Here is a 21,204-nt window from a genome sequence, read left to right on the forward strand (position 1 = left end):
ACGATGAATGAAACGACGCCGCTCGAAGTGGGAGAAGACCGCACGGTCCTGATCGTCGATGACGATCGCTCCTTCCTGCAGCGCCTTGCGCGAGCCATGGAGGCGCGCGGCTTCCAGGTCGCGACCGCCGAGACCGTGGCCGACGGCCTCACCCGCGTGGAAGAGGCGGCGCCCGCCTTCGCCGTGGTGGACATGCGGCTCGGCGACGGCAGCGGCCTCGACGTGATCTCCGCCCTGAAGAAGCATCGCCCCGGCGCCCGCGCCATCGTTCTCACCGGCTACGGCAACATCGCCACCGCCGTGACCGCGGTGAAGCTCGGCGCGGTGGATTATCTCGCCAAGCCCGCTGACGCCGACGACGTGGTGGCCGCGCTCATCGCCTCCGGCGACCACAAGCCCCATCCGCCCGAGAACCCCATGTCGGCCGACCGGGTACGGTGGGAGCACATCCAGCGCGTCTACGAATTGTGCGGGCGCAACGTGTCCGAGACCGCACGCCGGCTCTCCATGCATCGGCGCACGCTCCAGCGCATCCTGGCGAAGCGCGCGCCGCGCTGAGCGGGCGCGGTTCAGAGGTCGAGGCGCAGGAGGTCGGGGTCGTAGAGGGCCGCGAGGCGGTTGGCGGCGGTGCGGGCGAGGCGCAGGGTCAGCGCCTTGCGCGTCGCCGCCGGCAGCGCATGGCGCGGCGCGTCCCGCAGCATTTCCGCTCCGAAGGCATCGGCCACCAGCAGCCCGGTCTCCTCGGGCAGGATGTCCAGGGGGAAATCGAGCGGCACCGCGAACAGCAGCCGGTCGCAGAAGGCGCGGTATTCCGGCCATTTGCCGTCGGTGCGGAAATCCTGCACCGAGGACTTGATCTCGATGATGGCGATCTCGCCCCGGCCGTCGAGGGCGAGGATGTCCGCCCGCCGGCCGGAGGCGAGGGAAAATTCGGTGATGCCCACGATGCCGCGGGCGGCGAGGTGGCGCAGCACGCCGCGCTGCACGGCCCGCGCCGTGGGCGACTGCCGTCCGTCCTCCTTCGGCGGCGGCGCCGGCTCCATCAGGTCTGCGCCCCCTCGGACAGCCGCTCGCGCGTGAGGCGCTCGTCTTCCTTCGGCAGGCGCGCGGCATAGTCGCGCGAGATGGCGGCGTTGAGCTCGCCCCCGAACACGAAGATGGAGGCGGTGAGGTACAGGAACACGAGTGCGATCATCACCGAGGCGAGGCCGGCATAGGTGGTGACGTAATTGGCCGGGAACTCGGCGAGGTACATGCCGAAGGCGGATGCCGCCACCAGCCACAGCACCAGCGTCACCAGGATTCCCGGCGCCACCTCCGCGAGGCTGCGCCGCCCCGCAGGTAGCCACAGGTGCGCCACCACCAGCGCCACCACCAGGATGATGGAGGTGGCGGCGAATCGCGCCAGCGTCACGATGTGGGAGAACGGCTTCAGCGCCGGCAATTGCGCCACCGCCGTCTGCCACAGCAGCGGCCCGAGCACCACCAGGAACGAGAGCGCGAGGATGGCGAAGGCCGCGAGCAGCACGTAGCCGATGGATTCGAGCCGCAGCCAGTACCAGGCGCGCTCCTCCTTCACCCCGTAGGCGCGGTTGAGGCCGATGCGCAGGCTCTCGATACCGTTGGAGGAGAAGTAGATGGCCAGCACCACGCCATAGGTGAGCACGTCGGTGCGCACCTGGTTCACCACGTTGTAGATCTCGCGCGAGATGGGATCGGCCACCTGCTTGGGCCAGCTTTCGAGGAGCAGGGGAATGGTCTCGGCCGCCAGCGGGCGCAGGTCGAGGAAGCCGGCGAGGGCGGTGACGAAGATGAGGAACGGGAACAGCGACATCAGCGCCGAGAGCGCGATGTGGCTGGAGATGGCCCAGCCGTCGTCGGTGCTGAAGGTCCATATCGAGTCGAGCACGATACGGATGATGCGTCGCAGCATGGGACCCCCCGTTGACGCGCGAGAAATCGGGCTTTCTCTGGCAAATGGCAAGGCATGAGCGCCCGCGGCGGCGAAAGGCGCCGCGCGAGCCCTTGAGTTCGGGCGCGGATTCGCCGATCAGCGTGGGCCATGGGCCGCGCCGCGGCCCGCCTGCTCCGGCGCCGCGCGGCGGCGCCCCAGCCCTCCGCGGAGTGCCCGACGCCATGTCCCTGATCGAGCGCCTCGGCGAGGTCTTCGCCCCCAGCCACTACAAGCTTGGCCTGAAGGCGGCCGTGGCGGCGCTCATTTCCTATGGCCTTGCCTACTGGCTCAAGCTGCCGAACGGCTACTGGGCGGTGCTTACCGCCATCCTGGTGGTGCAGTCCACCATCGGGGCGAGCCTTTCGGTGGCGGTGGACCGCACGCTCGGCACGGTGGTGGGCGGCGTGGCCGGAGTGGCCGCGGCCATGCTGGCGGGCCCCTCCACCATGCTCACCTTCGTGGCGCTGGGCGGCGCGGTGATCGTCACCAGCACGCTCGCGGCGAAGCACTCCAGCTTCAAGCTCGCGCCGGTCACGGCGGTGATCGTGCTGCTGTCGGACCCGAGCCATGTCGATCCCTGGATATCGGGCCTGCACCGGGTGCTGGAGATCGGTATCGGCGGCGTGGTGGGGGTGCTGTGCGCGCTGCTGGTGCTGCCGGCGCGGGCGGTGTTCTTCCTCTTTCCCCATTGCGCCACGGCGGTGCGGCGGTGCGCTGCATTGCTGGCGCTGGGCCGTGACGGGCTGCTGGGCCGGGGCCTCGACGCCGCCCGCATGGACGACCTCAACGCCAGCGCCCGCAAGGCCCTGCGTGCCGCCGACGCGCGCATCGCCGAGGCCCGGGCCGAGCGGGCGCTGTCCGGCCATCGCGATCCGACGGAGGTGGTGCGGGCCTGCCGCCGTCTGTGGCACTCCGTCATCATCCTGCTGCGCGGCACGGATACCGCGTTGGCCGAGCGGCTCGTGAAGCTGCTGGGGCCGGGGCTCGACGCCGCGGTCGCCGCCCTCTGCGCCTACATGGAAGCGGCGGCGCGCCACCTCGACGGCGAGGCCGGCGTGGACCTTTCCACTCCTGCCGAGGTGGCCCGCGGGGCGGTGGTGGCGCTCGACGGCGAGGTGGAGCGGCTCAACGCCGCCGGCACCTTCGACGATGCCACGGGCGCGGACCTGCGGGCCGTGTTTGCCGCCATTTCGGCCTGCGGTCACATGATGGAGAACCTCGACGAGCTGGTGGGCCGGCTCGGCGAGATGGACGGCACCGCCGACTAACGGCGCCGCCCCCCCGGCGCGGCGCCCGCCGCCGCACAAGTCTGTCGTTGCTTTGGAAGCGTTCCCGAGCAAGATACGTTTTCGCGATGCACAATAGGGAGATCATCGTCCATGTCCGCCAGCGCCGCCCTCCGTCCGGTCGATCCGAGCCCCATCGACGCGGTTGCCCTCGGCCGCGCCGCGACGGCGAGCCTCGAGAAGCTCCTGGCGGAGGCGACCTCCGCCGTGCGGGCGCAGGTCACCGACGGGCCGAAGATCTCCTCCACTCTGCTGGAGAAGGAGCAGCGGGCCACCCACGGCCTCGCCTGGCTCGCCACCTATGTGTTCTCGGTGCGCGAGCTGGTGCACTATGCCGACCGCCTCTCCGAGATGGGCAAGTTCGGCGAGACCGAGCAGCTCATCGTGCGCATCGGCCTCGGCGAGTATGTCGCGCAGATCCTCGGCGGCATTCCCATGAGCCAGGGCGAGATCGTGCGGCTCACCGATCTCCACCTGCCGGCGGAGACGGTGCTGAAGCTCGCCGCCGAGCCCGCTATCGCGGAGCTGGCCGCCAAGGGCAACACCGCCGCCACCCGCGCGGCCCTCGCCGACATCATCCGCACGGCGCACCCCACCGGCACCATCGGCGAGGCGGGCCTTGACGAGACGCTGGAGGCCATGCGCACGGAGATGCACCGCTTCGTGGAGGCGGAGGTCGCCCCCAACGCCCACGAATGGCACCTCAAGAATACCTACATACCGCTGGAGATCATCGCCCAGCTCTCGGAGATGGGCGTGTTCGGCCTCACCATTCCCGAAGAGTTCGGCGGCCTCGGCCTGCCCAAGGAGGCCATGTGCGTGGTCACCGAGGAGCTCTCGCGCGGCTACATCGGCGTCGGCTCCCTGGGCACCCGCTCGGAGATCGCGGCGGAGCTGATCCTGGCCGGGGGCACCGAGGCGCAGAAGGGCCACTACCTGCCCAAGATCGCCTCCGGCGAGATCCTGCCGACCGCGGTGTTCACCGAGCCCAACACCGGCTCCGACCTCGCCTCCCTGCGCACCCGGGCGGTGCGCGAGGGCGACGTCTACAAGGTCAGCGGCAACAAGACCTGGATCACCCACCCGGTCCGCGCCGACGTGATGACCCTGCTGGTGCGCACCAACCCCGCTGAGCCCGGCTACAAGGGCCTCTCGATCCTGCTCGCTGAGAAGCCCCGCGGCACCGATGAGAACCCCTTCCCGGCCGAGGGCATGACCGGCGGCGAGATCGAGGTGCTCGGCTATCGCGGCATGAAGGAATACGAGATCGGCTTCGACGGCTTCACCGTGCCGGTGGCCAATCTGCTCGGCGGCGAGGAGGGCCAGGGCTTCAAGCAGCTCATGACCACCTTCGAGAGCGCCCGCATCCAGACCGCCGCCCGCGCCGTGGGCGTGGCCCAGGCGGCCATGGAGGTAGGCCTGAAATACGCCGAGGAGCGCATCCAGTTCGGCAAGCCGCTGTTCGCCTTCCCCCGCGTCGCCGACAAGGTGGTGATGATGGCGGTGGAGACCATGATCGCCCGCCAGATCACCTATTTCGCCGCCCGCGCCAAGGACGAGGGGCGCCGCACCGACCTGGAGGCCGGCATGGCCAAGCTGCTGGGCGCCCGTGTCGCCTGGGCGGCGGCGGACAATGCCCTGCAGATCCATGGCGGCAACGGCTTCGCGCTGGAATATCCGGTGTCGCGCATCCTGTGCGACGCGCGCATCCTCAACATCTTCGAGGGCGCGGCCGAGATCCAGGCCCAGGTGATCGCCCGCCGCCTGCTCGACGGCGGCAACTGAGAGGCCGGGGCGGATGGCTGCCCGCCTTTGAAGCAGAAGGCGCGGCGGCTCAGTCCGCCGCGCCTTCCCCCTCTTCTCCCGGCACATATTCGAGGATGTCCCCCGGCTGGCAGCCGAGAGCCTCGCAGATGCGCGCGAGCGTGTCGAAGCGCACGCCGCGCACCTTGCCGGATTTCAGCAGCGAAACGTTCTGCTCGGTGATGCCGATCCGCTCGGCGAGTTCGCGCGAGCGCATCTTCCGCCGGGCGAGCATCACGTCGAGATTGACCACGATGGGCATGAGGCTCCCCGCCCTTCCTGTCCGGCTCAGATGAAGCCTTCATTCTCCCGTGCGATACGGGCCGCCTCGCGCATCACCGCGCCGACGCCGATCACCAGCAGGCCCACCAGCACCGATATCACGTCATGGCTCGACAGGCTGAGCGCGATGATGCGCTTGCCGGCGGGATTGCCGTAGGTCAGCGTCAGGCCCAGCAGGGTGGACACCAGCGGGTTGATCAGGGCCTGAAGCGCCACCGCCGCGCCGAACCGCTCCAGCCGCCAGGCGAGGGTCTCAGATACCGTCTGGCCCTGCCCGAAGTCGCGGAAGATCAGGCGTACCTGGTTGAGACCGTAGGCGAGAATGGCGAGCGGCACCGCCGAGATCAGGCAGCCCAGCGTCCGGCTCAGGCCGGTCAGCGCCATCGGATAGCCGGAGATGCCTACGCGCGGCGCCACGGCGGCCTCGATCCAGGCCGGGTTGAGCCAGATGCCGAGGCTGCCGATGACCAGAACCACGAGAATGACGAGAGTGACGGTGGAAAGCAGTCGCCCGCGGCGCCGAAGACGGGCGAGGCGGGGATCCGGAACGCTGCGCGACATGATGTAGCCTTTCCTTGACGCATTCATAAATTATCGTAAAACAATAAATTATCAACCGATAATGAGATGCCTCATGAGATTGCTCCCTGGTTTGTCCGCGGCCCTCGGCTTCCTCTTTCTCGGTGCGGGCTGTTCCCACGTGCCGCTCACCAGCCTGCCCAGGCTCGCAAGCCTCGATCCCGTGACCTTCGACCTGTCCGCCCTCCGGGCGGCGGTGCGTGCGCCCGATGCGCTGCGCCCGGTGCCCGGCGGCGCGACCGTGACCATGTCGTATTGGCTTGCCGGGGACGAGGCGCAGAAGGTGACCGTCGCGGCGGCGCTCGATGAGGATGACGACGGCTCGGTGCGTGCCGCCCTGAAGGCCGACGAGAAGCCGGGCTTTCGCATCACCGTGTTCCGGCTCTCCGAGGATGGCCGCCGCCGGCTCGAGGCTGCGCGGGAAGAGGTGCTGGCGCTCAAGGCGCGCATGGCGACGAAGGGGAGCCGCGTCCGGGGCTCGCTCGCGGTGGGGGTGAAAGGCTGTGCCGCCGGTGCGCTGCCCGCCGGGCCGATCCCGCTCAGCACCTATCTGCGGACCGAGCCGACGGGCGCCTTCATTCCGCTCACGGTTGATCTCGACCTCAAGGCGCTCGCCGCCGAGGCGGGGGCCGATGCGGCCCCGATTGAGCCCTGCGCCGGGTGAGCTGTCAGGTCGCCGCGGCTGCGGCCGGGGGCGGAAGGTCCAGATGCAGCGCCTGGTGCCCGGTCATCGTCAGGAACGCCTTGAGCGCGTCGGGCGTGAGAATGCTGGTGCGGGTATTGGTGAGCGGATGGCAGCCGATGGCGTCCGCGCGCAGCAATGCCGCATCGATGGCGAAGGTGACGCGGTGGCCGGTGTCGTTGGCGAGGGCCAGCAGTGTCACCGATCCCGGCAGCACGCCCAGAATCTCGTAGAGCGCCTCGGCCGAGGCGAAGGAGAGCGTGCCGCGCGCACCCACGGGCGCGCACAGGGCCTTGAGGTCCACCTTCGCGTCCTCGGACAGGGTGACGAGGAAGTAGTTCTTCTTCGCGTCGCGCAGGAAGAGGTTCTTGGTCTGCGCGCCGGGAATGGCGCCGCGCAGGGCCTTCGATTCCGCCACCGTGTGCAGTGGCGGATGGTGGAAGGTTTCCGCTGCGATGCCGTTTGCGGCCAGGAACGCGAGCAGGGTGTCGGGGGTCAGCGGGGGCATGGCGGCCGTAGAGCGAAGGGGAACCAGCTTCCCCCTGCATAACGGCCGCCGTGCGTTTCGAAAAGGCGCGGTGCGGGCTGCGCCGCCTTCAGGCTCAGTGCAGCTTGGCGAGGCAGGCGCCGGCGGCCTCGGCGGCCTCGCGGGCGGAGCCCATGGGCACGGCGCCGGCGCTCACCAGCTGCTTGGTGACGGAGGTCACGAGGCCGCGCAGGTCGGAGGTGGGGGCGGTGGCGGCCTGGACCACGGTGGCGGCGTAGATGGCCTGGCCGTTGGCATCGAGGGCGACGGCGCAATTGTCGGCGGCGGTCTGGTCGGCGAGCGCGGGCAGGCTCATGGCGCCGAGGGCGGCGCAGGCGAGAAGCAGCTTCTTCATGACGGAAGTCTCCGGACGATGTGTCGAAAGGGCGGCGCCTCCGCGAAGCCGGTGCGGCGCCGAATGCGGCGAATCAGAAGGGCTGTGCGGTTGTCAGCGCACGCCGATGCGGTTCACGGGGCCGCCGGCGTTGACGGGGGCGGCACCCGGTCCTGGGGCGACGCCGACACCCGGCGCGCCCACGCCCGCGCCGGGCCGGGCACCGGTACCGGGCGCCCCGGCACCGGGCAAGCAACCGGCGGGATATCCGGGACGCGTGCAGTGCACCGCTGCGGGCGCCGCAGGCCGTGCGACGCAGCCCTTGGGAACGCCCGCGCTCTTGCAATAGACCACGGCGGCGGCCGGAGTGACGTATGCGGCGCCCGCCAGGGCGGCGGTCAGGGCGAGAAGGGCAAAGCGGGGCATGGCTGACCTCGGGTAGGGTGGTGCCGCCTGCTGGGCTAGGCGGGGGGGCTCGCGCGTTCAATGGCGAAACTTGACCTCTTTCCACCGCCGGTACCTCCCGTATCGCGGCAAAAGCCGCTAGGTTCCCGCATGGCGAGGCGGCGGGGGTCCGCTTCTTCGGGGGCGATCGTGAGTGGGGCGTACGATACGGGCGGCGGGGGACGCGCGGCACCCGCATGGCTTGCCGAATCGGTGAGCGACGCGACGCGCGCGCACATCAAGGCGCATCCGGCCTTCACGCAGGCCATGGCGCAGAGCGCCACCGCGCTGGTGAGTCTCTACAGCGGCAACCGCCTGCTCAACCGCGTGCTGAATGACCGGGGGCGGCTGCTGTTCGGCTTCTTCTCGCTCTATCTCCATGCCCTGCCCGAGCGGGAGGGCGGCGGCCTCACCGTGAGCCGGATGGCGGCGCTGGCCGCGGAAACGGGGGTGTGTAGCCGCGGCCGGGCCAAGGCGATGCTGGCGCTGCTGCGCTGGGGCGGCTACCTCGCGCCAGCGGCGGCCGAGGGCGACCGGCGCGCCAAGCCGCTGGAGCCGACCGCGCGCATGGTGGCCCTGCAACTGGAGCGCTGGCAGCTGCAATACGGGGCCATCGCCGTGCTCGACCCGCGGATGGCGGAACTTGCCGCCCTGCTGTCCGACCGGGCGGTGTTCGATGTGGTCATCATTGCCCTGGGCGATGCCTTTCGTTCCGGCTACCGGGTGCTGGACCACGCGCCCCTCATCGCCGACATCGCCGACCGCGACAGCGGACTGATGGTGCTGCTGGCGTTGCTGGTGGCCGGGTGGGAGGGGACTGAGCCCCCCTCCATCGCCGAGCTGGCGCGGCGGTTCCACGTCTCGCGCGCCCATGTGCTGCAGCTGATGAAGGACGCGCAGGCGCTCGATCTGGTGGCGCGGGATGGCGGGGCCGGTGCGGGGCGCCTCACGCCGCGTGGGGAGGAGGCGCTGGCCGATTTCTTCGCCACCGCCTTCAGCGTGCTGCGCGGCTCCGCCCGTGCCGTGCTGGAGCAGGCGGCCCCGGAGCGCTGAGGCGCCTCTTTTCCCGCCGGCGAATTTCCGAAACACTGAGGTGGGCTTTCTCGCGATTTCGGGGGCCGCGGCCGCCGACCGCGTCTCGAAACCGCTTCAGCGCGATGCCCGGGCCGCCGCCCTGCCACGAGGCGCGGCGCGTCCGGGTCGCAGACGGGGCGTGGAGAGATGAACACGATGATGCCGGTGAACGGGGCGGGCGAGATCGCGGACGGCCCCGAGACGCCCGACGATGCGCCGCTGAAGGCGGACATCCGCCTGCTGGGGCGGCTTCTGGGCGACACGGTGCGGGCCCAGGAGGGCGAGGAGGTGTTCGACCTGGTGGAGCGCATCCGCCAGACCTCCATCCGCTTTCACCGCGACGGCGAGGATGAAGCCCGCCAGGAGCTGGAGGCGCTGCTGCCCAGCCTCTCCCCGGAGCGGGCGGTGGAGATCATCCGCGCCTTCTCCTATTTCTCCCACCTCGCCAACCTTGCGGAAGACGAGCACCACCTGCGGCGCGCGCGCGCGGCGGCCATCGCCGGCGCGCCTCCGGCGCCGGGAAGCCTCGCTCGCAGCTTCGCTCTGGCGCTGGAGGCTGGGCTTGAGCCGGCGGTGCTGGCGCGCTTCTTCGCCGGCGCCGGCATCAGCCCCGTGCTCACCGCCCATCCCACCGAGGTGCGGCGCAAGAGCACCCTGAACCGCGAGATGGAGATCGCCGACCTGCTCGACCGGGGCGAGCGCATCGCCTTGACCCCGCAGGAGCGCGACGAGAGCGAGGAGGCCCTGCGCCGCGCCGTGCTCACCCTGTGGCAGACCGCGCTGCTGCGGCGCATCAAGCTCACCGTCATCGACGAGGTGAACAACGGCCTCTCCTATTACGACTACACCTTCCTGGACCAGCTCCCGCGCCTGCACTGCGCGGTGGAGGACGCGCTCGCCGCCGCATCGGGGGAGGAGGAGGCGCCCGGCCTGCCGCCGTTCCTGCGCATGGGGAGCTGGATCGGCGGCGACCGCGACGGCAATCCCTTCGTCACCGCCGAGGTGCTGCGGGAGACGGTGCGGCTCCATCGCGAGCGCATCCTGGCTTATTACGTCACAGAGCTTCGGGCGCTGGGCACGGAGCTGTCTCTTTCGGGCCGGCAGGTGAAGGTCTCGCCGGAACTGGCGGCCCTCGCCGTCCGCGCGGCCGATCCGGTGCCGGGCCACCAGGGCGAGCCCTACCGGCTGGTGGTGTCCCACATGCTGGCACGGCTGGAGGCGACCCGCCGCCACCTCGCCGGCGTCGCGCCGCAGGGCGAGCCCTATGTTGACGCGGCAGCGCTCACGGCCGACCTCGACATCGTCCACCGCTCCCTGTGCGCCCACGGCTCGCGCATCCTGGCGCGGGGCCGGCTGCGGCGCCTGCGGCAGGCGGTAGAGGGCTTCGGCTTCCACCTCGCCTGCCTGGACCTCAGGCAGAATTCCGATGTGCACGCGCGCACGGTGGCCGAGCTGTTCGAGAAGGTGGCCCCCGGCACCGGCTATGCGGCGCTCGACGAGGAGGCGCGGGTGGCGCTGCTGGCGCGGGAGCTTTCCACCGCGCGGCTCCTGTCCTCTCCCTTCGTGGCCTATTCGCAGGAGACGCAATCCGAGCTCGCCATCTTCCGGGCGGCGGCGGCGGCGCACCGGGCGCTGGGGCCGCGCGCCATTCCCCACTGCATCATTTCCAAGGCGGAGAGCGTCTCCGATCTCCTGGAAGTGGCGCTGCTGCTGAAGGAGGTGGGGCTGGTCACAGCCGAGGGGACGAGCGCACTCGACATCGTGCCCCTGTTCGAGACCATCGACGACCTGAAGGCCTGCGCCGGCGTGATGGACCGGGCCCTCGCGCTCCCCGCCTATGCGCGGCTGGTGGCAAGCCGGGGCGGCGAGCAGGAGGTGATGCTCGGCTATTCGGACAGCAACAAGGACGGCGGCTTCGTCACCTCCGGCTGGGAGCTGTACAAGGCGGAGATCGGGCTCGTCGGCGTGTTCCGGGCCCGTGGCGTGCGGCTGCGGCTGTTCCACGGGCGCGGCGGCTCGGTGGGGCGCGGCGGCGGGCCGAGCTACGACGCCATCCTCGCCCAGCCGGGCGGGGCGGTGGACGGACGCATTCGCATCACCGAGCAGGGCGAGATCATCTCCTCCAAATATTCCCACCCGGAGGTGGGCCGGCGCAACCTGGAGATCCTGGTGGCGGCGACCCTGGAGGCCTCCCTGCTCCAGCCTCAGGAGAGCGCGCCGCGGGCGGAGTTCCTGGATGCCATGGCCGAGATCTCGGATGCCGCGTTCCGCGCCTATCGCGGCCTCGTCTACGAGACCGAGGGGTTCGAGGATTATTTCTGGTCGTCCACCGTCATTTCCGAGATCGCCACCCTGAACATCGGCTCGCGCCCGGCCTCGCGGGCGGGAACGCGGGCCATCACCGCGCTTCGGGCCATTCCCTGGGTGTTCTCGTGGGCGCAATGCCGGCTGATGCTGCCGGGCTGGTATGGCTTCGGCACGGCGGTGGAAGCCTTCCTCGCCCGCCGCGGCGATGCGGGGTTCCCGCTTCTTGAGGCCATGTACAAGGAGTGGCCGTTCTTCCGCACCCAGCTCTCCAACATGGACATGGTGCTCTCCAAGAGCTCCCTGGCGGTGGCCTCGCGCTATGCGGAGCTGGTGGCGGACGCGCGCCTCAGGGCGGAGATCTTCGGCCGCATCGGCGCCGAGCACGCACGCACGGTGGGGCATCTCAACGCCATCATGGGCCAGGGCCGGCTGCTGGAGGGCAACCCCGCCCTCGACCGCTCCATCCGCGCCCGTTTTCCCTATCTCGATCCGCTCAACCATTTGCAGATCGAGTTCCTGAAGCTCCACCGGCGGCAGGCGACGGTGGGGGACGAGGCCGCGCGCGAGGAAGTGCTGCACGGCATCCAGCTCTCCATCAACGGCATCTCCGCCGGCCTGCGTAATTCCGGCTGAGGGCGGGCGACCACGCATCCGGGACATGACTTCAGAGCAAACTATCGCTTCTCACGTAGCGATAGATGAGATCTTTCAGAATATGATTCTGAATCCGGTCCATCTTATTGCACGGGAAGGGGATCATATGCTTTGCATGCACGATCGATCTGCCGGAAAAAACGCCTCTCCGACTTCCATTTCAAGTGAGGTGCTAGCATTCGTCGCAGTCTGGAATTGATATAAGTCAACCGAGTTGCGAACGCTTCTCTCTAGCCTCCGCGGTATCATCATGCGGGGAGGTGACGATGAGACGAATGCTCCTGGCCGGCCTGGCGGCGGGCCTCATGGCAGGTGCGCCGGCGATGCCGGCCGCTGCGGCCGACAACCTGCGCACCCAGGCGCTCGAGGTGTTCAAGCCCTTGCCCTCCACCGTTCCGGCGGTGAAGGGCAACAAGATCACGCCCCAGAAGATCGAGCTGGGCAAGGAGCTGTTCTTCGATCCGCGGCTGTCGGCTTCGGGCGTGTTCAGCTGCAATTCGTGCCACAACCTCGCCACCGGCGGCGACGACAACCTGGAAACCTCCATCGGCCACGGCTGGCAGCGCGGCCCGCGCAACTCGCCCACCGTGTTCAACTCTGTGCTGAACGAGGCCCAGTTCTGGGACGGCCGCGCGGAAGACCTGAAGGCCCAGGCCAAAGGCCCCATCCAGGCCAGCGTCGAGATGGCCAACACGCCCGACAACGTGGTGAAGACGCTGAAGAGCATGCCGCCCTACGTGGAGGCCTTCAAGACCGCCTTCCCCGGTGAGCAGGACCCGGTGACCTTCGACAACATGGCCAAGGCCATCGAGGCCTACGAGGCCACCCTCATCACCCCCGCGCCCTTCGACGCCTGGCTGAACGGCGACGACGACGCGCTGACCGCCGACCAGAAGAAGGGCCTCGCCCTGTTCATGGACAAGGGTTGCTCGGCCTGCCACTCGGGCGTCAACGTGGGCGGCCACGGCTACTACCCGTTCGGCGTGGTGGAGAAGCCCGGTGCCGACATCCTGCCGCCCAACGACAAGGGCCGCTTCGCCGTGACCAAGACGGCGGACGATGAATATGTCTACCGCGCCGCCCCGCTGCGCAACGTGGCGGTCACCCGGCCCTATTTCCACTCCGGCAAGGTGTGGGACCTCGGCCAGGCGGTGGCCATCATGGGCAGCTCGCAGCTCGGCGAGGAACTGAACGACGGCGACGTGAAGCTGATCGTGTCCTTCCTCGGCTCTCTCACCGGCAAGGTGCCGCAGGTGGTGCTGCCGGTGCTCCCGCCCGAGACCGACGCCACGCCGCACCCCACCGCCGAGGTGGTGAAGCCCTGAGGCCACGGGGGCCCGTGAGACAGGCTCACGGGCCTTCGGCGAAGCCCGCGCGGCCCTTGAGCAAAGCCCATTCGGTGCCGCTCAAGGGGCCGGGCCGGTGACATGGGCCGATGCGGCAGGGATCGTCGGCCGGCGTGGAGCGGAGGGCTCGCGCCGGCCATGACGAGGGGACGTCCGCGAGGCAGTCGCGGGCGTCCCTGGCGTTTCGGGGGGCGCTCAGGCGAGGCCGACGATGTGGCCGATGAAGGGCAGTTGGCGGAAGGCGTGCGCCACGTCCATGCCGTAGCCCACCACGAACAGGTCCGGGCAGGTGAAGCCCACGAAATCGGGGTGCACCTGCACCGCCCGCTTGCCGGGCTTCTCCAGCAGCACGCACACCAGCACCCGCCGGGCACCGCGCGCCATCAGCAGGTCCTTCGCGAAGGCCAGCGTGCGGCCGGATTCCAGGATGTCGTCGATCAGCAGCACGTCGCGGCCGCGCACGTCGGAGCGCACGTCGGAGAGGATGTCTACCTGCCCGCAGGAGACCGTGGCCTCGCGGTAGGAGGAGAGCTGCATGAATTCCACCTCCGGTGTGATCCCCGAGGCGTGCAGCGCCCGCAGCAGGTCGGCGGAGAACATGAAGGCGCCGTTCATCACCACTACGGCGAGCAGGTTGTTCGGCTCCTCCCCCGCGATCTCGCCCGCCAGGGCGCTCACGCGGGCCAGGATGCGGCTTTCATCGAACAGCACGGAGATATTCGGCAGGGGCATGGGTCCTCGCTCAACTCGCCGGAGCATGGACCGGATGCCCGCGCCCGTCCAGAGCTGGGCCGGCGCGAGGTGGGCGGGGCGGCCCGCATCGTTTATGGTTACGGATCAACGCAAGCGGACGATTCGGAGGAAGGGTGGAACATCTGGTCCGATTCGAGAATGTCGGTCTGCGATACGGGATGGGGGCGGAAGTGCTGAAGGATGTCTCCTTCGGCATCGCGCCCAGTTCATTCCAGTTCCTCACCGGCCCCTCGGGCGCGGGCAAGACCACCCTGATGCGCCTGCTGTTCCTCTCGCTGAAGCCGACGCGCGGGCTCATCACCCTGTTCGGCCGCGACGTCTCCTCCCTCGATCCGGACGAGGTGGCGGTGCTGCGCCGGCGCATCGGCATCGTGTTCCAGGATTTCCGCCTGCTCGACCACCTCACCACCTACGAGAACGTGGCGCTGCCGCTGCGCGTGCTGGGGCGGGAGGAGGCGAGCTACCGTGCGGAGGTCACCGAGCTGCTCGGCTGGGTGGGCCTCGGCGACCGCATGGACGTGCTGCCGCCGGTGCTTTCGGGCGGCGAGAAGCAGCGGGCCGCCATTGCCCGTGCCCTCATCGGCCGGCCCGAGTTCCTGCTTGCCGACGAGCCCACCGGCAATGTGGACCCCACCCTGGCGCGCCGCCTGCTGCGCCTCTTCATCGAGCTCAACCGCACCGGAACGTCTGTGCTGCTGGCCACCCATGACATCGCGCTCATGGACCAGTACGACGCCCGGCGCCTCGTGATCGCGGACGGTCGCCTCTATGTCTACGACTGAAGCCGCCCCTGTCGCGCCCAACGGCTCCAAGGGCTCCGGCGCCGCGCCCGAGGAGGCGGCCCGGCCCGCGCGGCCCCGGTCGCAGTCCTCCATCGTGCCGGGCGCCACCATCGCCGGCCACACCCTGGTGGCGGTGGTGGCCATCATGACGTTCCTCGCCTCGCTCACCATCGGCGCGGTGCTTGCCGTGCGCACCACCGCCGGTCAGTGGCGCGCCGACGTGACCCGCGAGGTGACCATCCAGATCCGCGCCGGCGAGCCCAAGGCCACCGACGCCCAGGTGCAGCTCGCGGCCGAGATCGCCCGCGCCACCCCCGGCATCGCCGAGACCCACATTCTTTCCGCCGAGGAGACGGGCCGGCTGCTGGAGCCCTGGCTCGGCTCCGGGCTCGACCTCGGCGACCTGCCGGTGCCGCGCGTGGTGGTGTTGAAGCTCGACGGCGCGACGCCCGTGGATTTCGCCAAGCTCCGCCGCACCTTGAGCGACCGCATCCCCACCGCCACGCTCGACGACCACCGCCTGTGGTCGCGCCGCCTCGGCGCCATGGCCGAGGGGGTGATGCTCACCGGCCTCGTGCTGCTGGCGCTGGTGGGGCTCGCCACCGTGCTCTCGGTGGTGTTCGCCACGCGCGCGGCGGTGGCCACCAACCGCGCGGTGGTGGAGGTGCTGCATTTCGTGGGCGCGCGCGACGGCTTCATCGCCGCCCAGTTCCAGCGCCACTTCCTGAAGATCGGGGCGCAGGGCGGGCTGCTCGGCGGCGGGGCGGCGGCGGCCGTGTTCGGCGCCATCGTGGCGGCGCCGCGCTTTTCCCTGGCGGGTGATCCGGAGGACCCGAGCTTCCTTGCCTGGCTCGACCCCGGCTTGTGGGGCTTCGCGGGCATCGGCTGCGCGGTGGCGGTGGTGGCATTCGCCACCGCTTTCACCTCGCGCGTCACCGTTTACCGAACCTTGAGGACGATCCAGTGAAATTCACGGCCTTTCCGGGTCGTGATGGAGCCTCCTCGGGGCCGCCGCATTCGGCCCGCATGGTTTGACGATGAGCACGACGAGCGAATTCACGCTGCCGGCCGGTCCCCCCGCCCGCGCGCTGCGCCGGGAGCGGGGGGAAACCGCCGCGGGCCAGCCGGAGGAGCGGCGGCCGGATGCGGCGCCGGCCACCCGTCCGCCGGTTCGCGGCCGGCGCGCCCTGTGGCGCAGGCTCGCCAAGGGCGTGCTGCTGCTGGCGGGGCTGTGCGTGCTGGCAGTGCTTTCGGGCTTCCTCGCCTTCCTCACCCAGATCGCCGCGCGCGAGCCGGTGCAGGTGCGCCCGGCCGATGCCATCGTGGTGCTCACCGGCGGCGCCTCCCGCATCGCCGACGCGGTGAACCTGCTGGCGGAAGGGCGGGGCCGGCGGCTGCTCATCACCGGCGTCAATCCCATCACCTCGCCCGGCGAACTCAGCCGCACCCTGCCGGACGGCGAGGCTCTCATTTCCTGCTGCATCGACCTCGGCCACCGGGCGCTGAACACCCGCGGCAATGCCATCGAGGCGGCCGAATGGGCGCGCAGCCAGCACTTCCGTTCGCTGGTGGTGGTCACCTCGGCATGGCACATGCCGCGCGCCCTGGTGGAGCTGAACCATTCCCTGCCCGATGTGGACCTCGTGGCCTATCCGGTGGTGACCTCCCGCATGGAGACCGAGCGCTGGTGGCGCGATCCCGCCACCTTGAAGCTGCTCTTCAAGGAATATCTGAAGTACATGATGGCGCGGGCGCAGATCCGCCCGGTGCAGCCGGTGGCCGAGACGATCGGCCCTGACGCGCCGCGCCCGCGTGTCTCCGCCGAGGCGCGCGTCGCGCATTGAACCGATCGGCGGGGAGGGAGCTTCCGAGGTGGTGACGGCGCTGCGTTCGCTCGTGTTCCAGGTCGCGTTCTATGCGGTGACGGCGGTCTATTCGCTCGCCTTCCTGCCGCTGCTTCTGCTGCCGCGCCGCACCCACTGGAAATGGGCCGTGCTCGGCTGGGCCAGGACCATCATCTTCCTGCTGCGCGTCATCTGCGGCACGCGGATGGAGGTCTCGGGCCGTGAGAACATCCCCGAGGGGCCGCTCCTGATCGCCTCCAAGCACCAGTCGGCCTGGGAGACGCTGGCATTGCTGCCGCAGTTCTCAGATGCCGCCTTCGTGCTGAAGAAGGAGCTCATGCGCATTCCGGTCCTGGGCTGGCACCTTTCCAAGGCGCGGATGATCCCGGTGGATCGCAGCGGCGGCATGGGTGCGCTGAAGGCCATGACCCGCTTCGCCCGCGGCGAGGTGGAGGCCGGCCGGCAGATCCTCATTTTTCCCGAAGGCACCCGCCGCCCGCCCGGCGCGCCGCCGGACTACAAGTTCGGCGTGGCGCACCTTTACGGGGCGCTGGGGGTGCCGTGCCTGCCGGTGGCGCTCAATTCGGGCCTCTACTGGCCGCGCCGCGCCCTCACCAAGCGGGCCGGCACCATCCGCGTGGACATCCTGGCGGCGATCCCGCCGGGCCTGGGGCGCGCGGCATTCATGAGCCGGCTGGAAGCGGATATCGAGGGCGCCAGCAACCTCCTGCTTGCACAGGGCCTGGAGGAGCTGGGCGCGCGGGCGCCCAAGGGAGTGCTTCCCCCGTCCGCGCCGTCCCCGTTGTCCACCTCTGTGGAAAACTCTTGATCGCGATTCTGGGCTGTTCTAGTTTCGTTCCCATGAACGCGACTGATTCGCTCCTCATTCCCTTGACCGACGCCGGTTGCCTCACCGGTCTGAAGCACGGCGTGCTCGGTGCGCGCTACCGCTTCTGGCGCGATGGAGACGGCGTGCGGCACGTGTTTTCGGTGTATCCGGCCGACGCCGCGCCCGACTATCCGGATGCCGTCGCCATCGTCGCCCGCCGCACGCCCGCCGGCTCGCTCGCCATGTGGGCGGGGCCGAGCGGGGCGGAGGCACAGCGCATGGCCGAGCGGCTCGATGCCGACGAAATCCACATCCATGTGTTGGGCGAAGAGCCCGCGCCGGGCCTGCGGCGTCTGCTGGCTCCGGCGCCTGCGTTGCCCGTGGTGCAGCGCCCCGCGCGGCTGCCGGTGGTGGTGCGCCCCTGCGCGCTTCAGAGCCGACACGCGGCCTGACGCTGCCGCGTGAGGCTCCGTGCGGGCGCTCAGCCGGGGCCGGTATCCTTTGCCGCCTGCTCCTTGAGCCCGCCGTGCTCGCGCCGCAGATGGCCGGCGATCCAGGTAAGGCCGGGATCGGCGAGGCCCAGGTCGTCGAGCGCGCCGACGGTCGCGAGCACGTAGTCCGCGTTGGGGCCGGACTTACCGTGGGAGCGCTGGACCAGAGCAAGTTGCTGCTGAAGGTCCAGCCCGCCCGCATATTGCGCATGGGCGCGATTGACGAGGTAGGCCACCGCTGGCGCATTCCGCCGGCTCCCGTCCAGAAGCTGAACCCGCCGCACGCATTCCCGGTAGACGCCGGAAATCTGCTCCCGTTCCGTGAGATAAGCGTAGGTCTGCGCCCAGTCCTGCGCCGCCACCCGATAGGCGATGCCCCGGCACGAGCCGCCGAGCTCCAGCCCCAGCACCAGGCCCGGCGCCTCCGGCGTGCCGCGGTGATGGAAGGAATAGACGCACAGCGCGCGATGAGCGCCGATAAGGCGCGCCTCGCACCGCTCCGCGAAGGAGAAGCCCGGGTTCCACATCAGGGAGCCGTAGGCAAAGACCCAATGGTCGTGGCCGGCGCCAATTTCCTCGCTCATGATCGAAGCGCGCGCCCTCGGCGTTGACAGATGCACTCGGCCGTCGCCTAACAGCGGCGAAGCGCCGCCGCAAGCGTGCCGGCGTCGATTCGTCCCGCACCCGATCCGCCCCCGCTAGGGAAACCCAGGGAAAAGGCCGCGCATGACCAGCTCCGAAAAGCCTTCCAGGCGCTCCCGCCCGTGGTTCGTGATCGTGCTCGTGGCGCTTGTCGTGCTGCTGGCGGTGGCCTGGAGCGGGGCATGGGTCTATGCCGCCAACCGCGCCGAACGGGAGATCGACGCCTGGGTGGACCGGGAGGCGCGGCTCGGTCGCGTATGGTCCTGCGGCGAGCGGCGGCTCGGCGGCTTCCCGTTCCGCTTCGAGCTGACGTGCCAAGCGCCGAACCTTGAGGTCAAGGGCAGTGAACCCGTCCGCGTGACCGCGACGGCCGCCCACGCCGTGGCGCAGGTCTGGGCGCCGAACCACATCGTGGCCGAGTTCGTTCCGCCGGCGCGGGTGGAGGAGGGGACGACGCAACGGGCCTACACCGCCACCTGGAGCCTGCTGCAGATGAGCGGCGTGGGTGATCTCGGGGGGCAGCCGCAGCGCTTCTCGCTGCTGGCCCGCGACCCGCGGGTGGAGGAGCCGGCCGACGGTTCCGGGCGCGCGCTGCTCTCGGCGCGGCTCGCGGAATTCCATGTGCGCCGGGTGCCGGGCGCAGCGGGGCCGGACGGGCTGGACTATGCCGCTGGCATCACCGGCGGGGAGAGCGCCGTGCTTGCGGCGGCCGGCAGCGCCGGGCCGGTGGACGTGGCCCTGCAGGGACTGGTCACCGCGGCCGCGGACCTGCGGCCCATGCCCTTCGCGCAGCGCCTCAAGGCCTGGGCGGCGGCCGGTGGGGCGGCACGGCTCGACCGCCTCACCATCACCACGCCGCAGATGGCGGCGTCTGCGCGCGGAGATCTCGCCCTTGATCCCCAGGGGCGCCTCAACGGCACGCTGGATCTCGGTTTCGCCGGCCTCAACGACCTCGTGAAGCAGCTCGACCGCGCCGGCGTGGTCCCTCGTGAGCTCTCTCCCGTGGTGGGCGCGCTGGCGATGGTGGGCAAGCCGGCCATCGTGGAGGGGCGCCAGGGCGTGAATTTCGCGCTGGGCTTCAAGTCCGGCACCCTGCGGCTCGGCGGCTTCCCGGTCGGCATGGTGCCGCCGGCCTTTTGATGCCAATGGCTCCGGCCATCGATCGGCGCCCAGTGGGTTCCGCTCAGAAGTCATTCCGCATAAGCGCTGCGCGGGCTTCATCCGAGATCCGTGAGGCCGGCTCACGGGCCCCGGGGATCAAAGCGTCTTCAAGCGAAACGGAGACCGCTTCGCTTGAAGAATTGCGCCAATGTGAATACCGAGAGCGGCCTCCGCAGGTCGGTGCGAGGGGAAATGTCTTGTGCCGGAGCGGCTGTCAGAACACCCGTTCGCCGGCCGCGAGCACGCGACGCACCACGGGCGTATCCTCCACCATGCGGAACAGGAGGAGATCCGCCCGCAGGCCCGGCGCAAGGCGTCCGCGATCATCGAGCCCGGCCATGCGGGCGGGGGCGTGCGTCACGAGGCCGAGGGCCTGTGGCAGGGAGAGGCCCTGGCGCAGGTGCAGCACCACGGCGGCCTGCAGCAGGCTCGCGGGCACATAATCGGAAGCGAGGGCGTCGAGCAGCCCCTCGGCGGCGAGGTCCTTCATGGCGACGCCGTTGGAGTGGGAGCCGCCGCGCACCACGTTGGGCGCGCCGCCAATGGTGGAAAGGCCGGCCGCATGGGCCGCGCGGGCCGCGGCCACGGTGGTTGGAAACTCGCTGATGGTGCAGCCCGCTGCCCGCGCCAGCTCTACGTGCTCGGGCGTGGTGTCGTCGTGGCTCGCGCGCACCATGTGCTTCTCGCGCAGCATGGCGACGAGCGGGTCGTGGTTTTCCGCCACTGCCGCCCGGCCGCGGGCGGAGCGGGTCTCGATCTCCTCCTCCGCTTCGGAGGCGGTCTTGCCGATGCCGAGGAGGAAGGTGCGCAGGCTTTCCACGTTGCGCCACTGCCGGGCGCCGGGCGTGTGGTCCATGATGGACGCGAGGTTCACCCGTGTCCGCTCCAGCGCCGGCGCCACCAGCTCCAGCAGGCCGGGGTCCGTCATCTCGCAGCGCAGGTGGATGCGGTGGTCGGCGCGGAACAGGCCGGCGTTCTCCTCCACCGCGTCGAGCATGAGGGTGAAGAGGTCGCGCCGTTCCGCCTTCGCCTGGTCGAAGCCGCCGGCGCAGATGGCGTCGAATACCGTGGTGATACCGCTCGCCACCACCTGTCCGTCGTGGGCGAGGGCGGCGGCCCGCCGGTCCGGCCAGAACACCTTGGGGCGCGGCACGAAGTGGCCTTCCAGCGCGTCGGTGTGCAGGTCGATGAGGCCGGGGCAGAGGATGTCGCCCTCGCAGTCCACCGCCAGCGGCAGGTGCGAGCGGCCTTCCTCCACGGCGGCGATGGCGCCGCCGCGCACCACCAGCGTGCCCTCGATGACGGTGTCGTCGAGAACGATGCGGGCGTTGGTGAGGACGGATTCCATGTCGGCTCCGATGGATGCGGCGGGAAAGTGCCCGCCCTTGCATATGCGCATGACCGGGGCATGACGCCGGCGGCGTTGCCTCG

General features: G+C 70.3%; 23 protein-coding genes. 13 read left to right on the top strand and 10 right to left on the bottom strand.

Annotated features, from left to right (window positions below):
- The first annotated feature begins 3 nt into the window (after positions 1–3).
- The gene (locus V5F61_RS06455) at positions 4–558 is read left to right on the top strand and encodes an ActR/PrrA/RegA family redox response regulator transcription factor (RefSeq protein WP_393987858.1); all 555 of its coding nucleotides are present in this window, start codon (positions 4–6) and stop codon (positions 556–558) included.
- Positions 559–569: 11 nt separating this feature from the next.
- Here the strand turns inward: V5F61_RS06455 and V5F61_RS06460 are convergent, their stop codons facing one another.
- Positions 570–1,043 carry an MmcB family DNA repair protein gene (locus tag V5F61_RS06460; protein WP_393987857.1) on the bottom strand — a complete coding sequence of 158 codons (474 nt, stop codon included), beginning with the start codon at positions 1,041–1,043 and terminating at the stop codon, positions 570–572.
- Entirely contained in the window at positions 1,043–1,933 is an 891-nt protein-coding gene (locus V5F61_RS06465) for a YihY/virulence factor BrkB family protein (RefSeq protein ID WP_393987856.1), read from the bottom strand. Before V5F61_RS06465 ends, V5F61_RS06460 begins: the two co-directional genes overlap by 1 nt.
- Before the next feature lie 203 nt (positions 1,934–2,136).
- On the opposite strand from V5F61_RS06465, the gene V5F61_RS06470 reads away from it, so the two are divergent.
- Both V5F61_RS06470 and V5F61_RS06475 read left to right on the top strand, forming a co-directional pair.
- Complete coding sequence (locus tag V5F61_RS06470) at positions 2,137–3,222, top strand: FUSC family protein (protein ID WP_393987855.1); 1,086 nt, start codon at positions 2,137–2,139, stop codon at positions 3,220–3,222.
- 111 nt (positions 3,223–3,333) lie between these two features.
- Positions 3,334–5,025 (top strand): acyl-CoA dehydrogenase family protein, encoded by a 1,692-nt coding sequence (locus V5F61_RS06475; RefSeq protein ID WP_393987854.1) that lies wholly within the window; start codon positions 3,334–3,336, stop codon positions 5,023–5,025.
- 49 nt (positions 5,026–5,074) lie between these two features.
- Here the strand turns inward: V5F61_RS06475 and V5F61_RS06480 are convergent, their stop codons facing one another.
- Positions 5,075–5,305: a helix-turn-helix domain-containing protein gene (locus tag V5F61_RS06480; protein WP_393987853.1), complete on the bottom strand. Its 231-nt coding sequence runs from the start codon at positions 5,303–5,305 to the stop codon at positions 5,075–5,077.
- Between the two features lie 26 nt (positions 5,306–5,331).
- The gene (locus tag V5F61_RS06485; protein WP_393987852.1) at positions 5,332–5,886 is read right to left on the bottom strand and encodes a DUF2975 domain-containing protein; all 555 of its coding nucleotides are present in this window, start codon (positions 5,884–5,886) and stop codon (positions 5,332–5,334) included.
- Between the two features lie 73 nt (positions 5,887–5,959).
- On the opposite strand from V5F61_RS06485, the gene V5F61_RS06490 reads away from it, so the two are divergent.
- Complete coding sequence (locus V5F61_RS06490; protein ID WP_393987851.1) at positions 5,960–6,568, top strand: hypothetical protein; 609 nt, start codon at positions 5,960–5,962, stop codon at positions 6,566–6,568.
- 4 nt (positions 6,569–6,572) lie between these two features.
- On the opposite strand, the gene V5F61_RS06495 is transcribed toward V5F61_RS06490, so the two are convergent.
- From V5F61_RS06495 to V5F61_RS06505, 3 genes are all read right to left on the bottom strand, one after another.
- Complete coding sequence (locus V5F61_RS06495) at positions 6,573–7,094, bottom strand: prolyl-tRNA synthetase associated domain-containing protein (protein ID WP_393987850.1); 522 nt, start codon at positions 7,092–7,094, stop codon at positions 6,573–6,575.
- A gap of 94 nt (positions 7,095–7,188) precedes the next feature.
- Positions 7,189–7,467 (bottom strand): hypothetical protein, encoded by a 279-nt coding sequence (locus V5F61_RS06500; protein ID WP_393987849.1) that lies wholly within the window; start codon positions 7,465–7,467, stop codon positions 7,189–7,191.
- A gap of 93 nt (positions 7,468–7,560) precedes the next feature.
- Positions 7,561–7,872, bottom strand: coding sequence for a hypothetical protein (locus V5F61_RS06505; protein WP_393987848.1), 312 nt, complete (start codon positions 7,870–7,872; stop codon positions 7,561–7,563).
- Positions 7,873–8,040: 168 nt separating this feature from the next.
- Between V5F61_RS06505 and V5F61_RS06510 the strand changes: the two genes are divergently transcribed.
- The 3 genes from V5F61_RS06510 to V5F61_RS06520 all read left to right on the top strand — a co-directional run bounded on the left by V5F61_RS06510 (position 8,041) and on the right by V5F61_RS06520 (position 13,250).
- On the top strand, positions 8,041–8,943 hold the full coding sequence (locus tag V5F61_RS06510) for a hypothetical protein (RefSeq protein WP_394104018.1): 903 nt from the start codon (positions 8,041–8,043) through the stop codon (positions 8,941–8,943).
- 168 nt (positions 8,944–9,111) lie between these two features.
- Positions 9,112–11,904: a phosphoenolpyruvate carboxylase gene (gene ppc / locus V5F61_RS06515; RefSeq protein WP_393987846.1), complete on the top strand. Its 2,793-nt coding sequence runs from the start codon at positions 9,112–9,114 to the stop codon at positions 11,902–11,904.
- Positions 11,905–12,230: 326 nt separating this feature from the next.
- Positions 12,231–13,250 (top strand): cytochrome-c peroxidase, encoded by a 1,020-nt coding sequence (locus V5F61_RS06520; protein ID WP_393987960.1) that lies wholly within the window; start codon positions 12,231–12,233, stop codon positions 13,248–13,250.
- A 216-nt stretch (positions 13,251–13,466) separates the two neighbouring features.
- On the opposite strand, the gene hpt is transcribed toward V5F61_RS06520, so the two are convergent.
- Positions 13,467–14,003 carry a hypoxanthine phosphoribosyltransferase gene (hpt, locus tag V5F61_RS06525; RefSeq protein WP_393987845.1) on the bottom strand — a complete coding sequence of 179 codons (537 nt, stop codon included), beginning with the start codon at positions 14,001–14,003 and terminating at the stop codon, positions 13,467–13,469.
- Between the two features lie 143 nt (positions 14,004–14,146).
- Between hpt and ftsE the strand changes: the two genes are divergently transcribed.
- The 5 genes from ftsE (at position 14,147) to V5F61_RS06550 (ending at position 17,931) form a co-directional block, all read left to right on the top strand.
- Complete coding sequence (ftsE, locus tag V5F61_RS06530; protein ID WP_393987959.1) at positions 14,147–14,806, top strand: cell division ATP-binding protein FtsE; 660 nt, start codon at positions 14,147–14,149, stop codon at positions 14,804–14,806.
- On the top strand, positions 14,793–15,773 hold the full coding sequence (locus V5F61_RS06535; protein WP_393987844.1) for a cell division protein FtsX: 981 nt from the start codon (positions 14,793–14,795) through the stop codon (positions 15,771–15,773). The genes ftsE and V5F61_RS06535 overlap by 14 nt, the downstream gene beginning before the upstream one ends.
- 70 nt (positions 15,774–15,843) lie before the next feature.
- Entirely contained in the window at positions 15,844–16,650 is an 807-nt protein-coding gene (locus V5F61_RS06540) for a YdcF family protein (protein ID WP_393987843.1), read from the top strand.
- A gap of 31 nt (positions 16,651–16,681) precedes the next feature.
- Positions 16,682–17,479 carry a lysophospholipid acyltransferase family protein gene (locus tag V5F61_RS06545; RefSeq protein ID WP_393987842.1) on the top strand — a complete coding sequence of 266 codons (798 nt, stop codon included), beginning with the start codon at positions 16,682–16,684 and terminating at the stop codon, positions 17,477–17,479.
- On the top strand, positions 17,476–17,931 hold the full coding sequence (locus V5F61_RS06550; RefSeq protein WP_393987841.1) for a hypothetical protein: 456 nt from the start codon (positions 17,476–17,478) through the stop codon (positions 17,929–17,931). The genes V5F61_RS06545 and V5F61_RS06550 overlap by 4 nt, the downstream gene beginning before the upstream one ends.
- A gap of 29 nt (positions 17,932–17,960) precedes the next feature.
- Here the strand turns inward: V5F61_RS06550 and V5F61_RS06555 are convergent, their stop codons facing one another.
- Positions 17,961–18,554: a gamma-glutamylcyclotransferase gene (locus V5F61_RS06555; protein ID WP_393987840.1), complete on the bottom strand. Its 594-nt coding sequence runs from the start codon at positions 18,552–18,554 to the stop codon at positions 17,961–17,963.
- Positions 18,555–18,696: 142 nt separating this feature from the next.
- Between V5F61_RS06555 and V5F61_RS06560 the strand changes: the two genes are divergently transcribed.
- Entirely contained in the window at positions 18,697–19,752 is a 1,056-nt protein-coding gene (locus V5F61_RS06560; RefSeq protein WP_393987839.1) for a DUF2125 domain-containing protein, read from the top strand.
- A 235-nt stretch (positions 19,753–19,987) separates the two neighbouring features.
- Here the strand turns inward: V5F61_RS06560 and V5F61_RS06565 are convergent, their stop codons facing one another.
- On the bottom strand, positions 19,988–21,121 hold the full coding sequence (locus tag V5F61_RS06565) for an alpha-D-ribose 1-methylphosphonate 5-triphosphate diphosphatase (RefSeq protein WP_393987838.1): 1,134 nt from the start codon (positions 21,119–21,121) through the stop codon (positions 19,988–19,990).
- Positions 21,122–21,204 lie beyond the last annotated feature (83 nt).

This window comes from Xanthobacter sediminis (assembly GCF_043195015.1).
In the GTDB taxonomy this organism is placed as follows: Bacteria; Pseudomonadota; Alphaproteobacteria; order Rhizobiales; family Xanthobacteraceae; genus Xanthobacter.

Bases quoted from the DNA above. Each gene is read 5' to 3' on its own strand.
- V5F61_RS06455 (WP_393987858.1), top strand. From the start codon at position 4: ATGAATGAAACGACGCCGCTCGAAGTGGGAGAAGACCGCACGGTCCTG.
- V5F61_RS06460 (WP_393987857.1), bottom strand. From the start codon at position 1,043: ATGGAGCCGGCGCCGCCGCCGAAGGAGGACGGACGGCAGTCGCCCACG.
- V5F61_RS06465 (WP_393987856.1), bottom strand. From the start codon at position 1,933: ATGCTGCGACGCATCATCCGTATCGTGCTCGACTCGATATGGACCTTC.
- V5F61_RS06470 (WP_393987855.1), top strand. From the start codon at position 2,137: ATGTCCCTGATCGAGCGCCTCGGCGAGGTCTTCGCCCCCAGCCACTAC.
- V5F61_RS06475 (WP_393987854.1), top strand. From the start codon at position 3,334: ATGTCCGCCAGCGCCGCCCTCCGTCCGGTCGATCCGAGCCCCATCGAC.
- V5F61_RS06480 (WP_393987853.1), bottom strand. From the start codon at position 5,305: ATGCCCATCGTGGTCAATCTCGACGTGATGCTCGCCCGGCGGAAGATG.
- V5F61_RS06485 (WP_393987852.1), bottom strand. From the start codon at position 5,886: ATGTCGCGCAGCGTTCCGGATCCCCGCCTCGCCCGTCTTCGGCGCCGC.
- V5F61_RS06490 (WP_393987851.1), top strand. From the start codon at position 5,960: ATGAGATTGCTCCCTGGTTTGTCCGCGGCCCTCGGCTTCCTCTTTCTC.
- V5F61_RS06495 (WP_393987850.1), bottom strand. From the start codon at position 7,094: ATGCCCCCGCTGACCCCCGACACCCTGCTCGCGTTCCTGGCCGCAAAC.
- V5F61_RS06500 (WP_393987849.1), bottom strand. From the start codon at position 7,467: ATGAAGAAGCTGCTTCTCGCCTGCGCCGCCCTCGGCGCCATGAGCCTG.
- V5F61_RS06505 (WP_393987848.1), bottom strand. From the start codon at position 7,872: ATGCCCCGCTTTGCCCTTCTCGCCCTGACCGCCGCCCTGGCGGGCGCC.
- ppc (WP_393987846.1), top strand. From the start codon at position 9,112: ATGAACACGATGATGCCGGTGAACGGGGCGGGCGAGATCGCGGACGGC.
- V5F61_RS06520 (WP_393987960.1), top strand. From the start codon at position 12,231: ATGGCAGGTGCGCCGGCGATGCCGGCCGCTGCGGCCGACAACCTGCGC.
- hpt (WP_393987845.1), bottom strand. From the start codon at position 14,003: ATGCCCCTGCCGAATATCTCCGTGCTGTTCGATGAAAGCCGCATCCTG.
- V5F61_RS06535 (WP_393987844.1), top strand. From the start codon at position 14,793: ATGTCTACGACTGAAGCCGCCCCTGTCGCGCCCAACGGCTCCAAGGGC.
- V5F61_RS06540 (WP_393987843.1), top strand. From the start codon at position 15,844: ATGAGCACGACGAGCGAATTCACGCTGCCGGCCGGTCCCCCCGCCCGC.
- V5F61_RS06555 (WP_393987840.1), bottom strand. From the start codon at position 18,554: ATGAGCGAGGAAATTGGCGCCGGCCACGACCATTGGGTCTTTGCCTAC.
- V5F61_RS06560 (WP_393987839.1), top strand. From the start codon at position 18,697: ATGACCAGCTCCGAAAAGCCTTCCAGGCGCTCCCGCCCGTGGTTCGTG.
- V5F61_RS06565 (WP_393987838.1), bottom strand. From the start codon at position 21,121: ATGGAATCCGTCCTCACCAACGCCCGCATCGTTCTCGACGACACCGTC.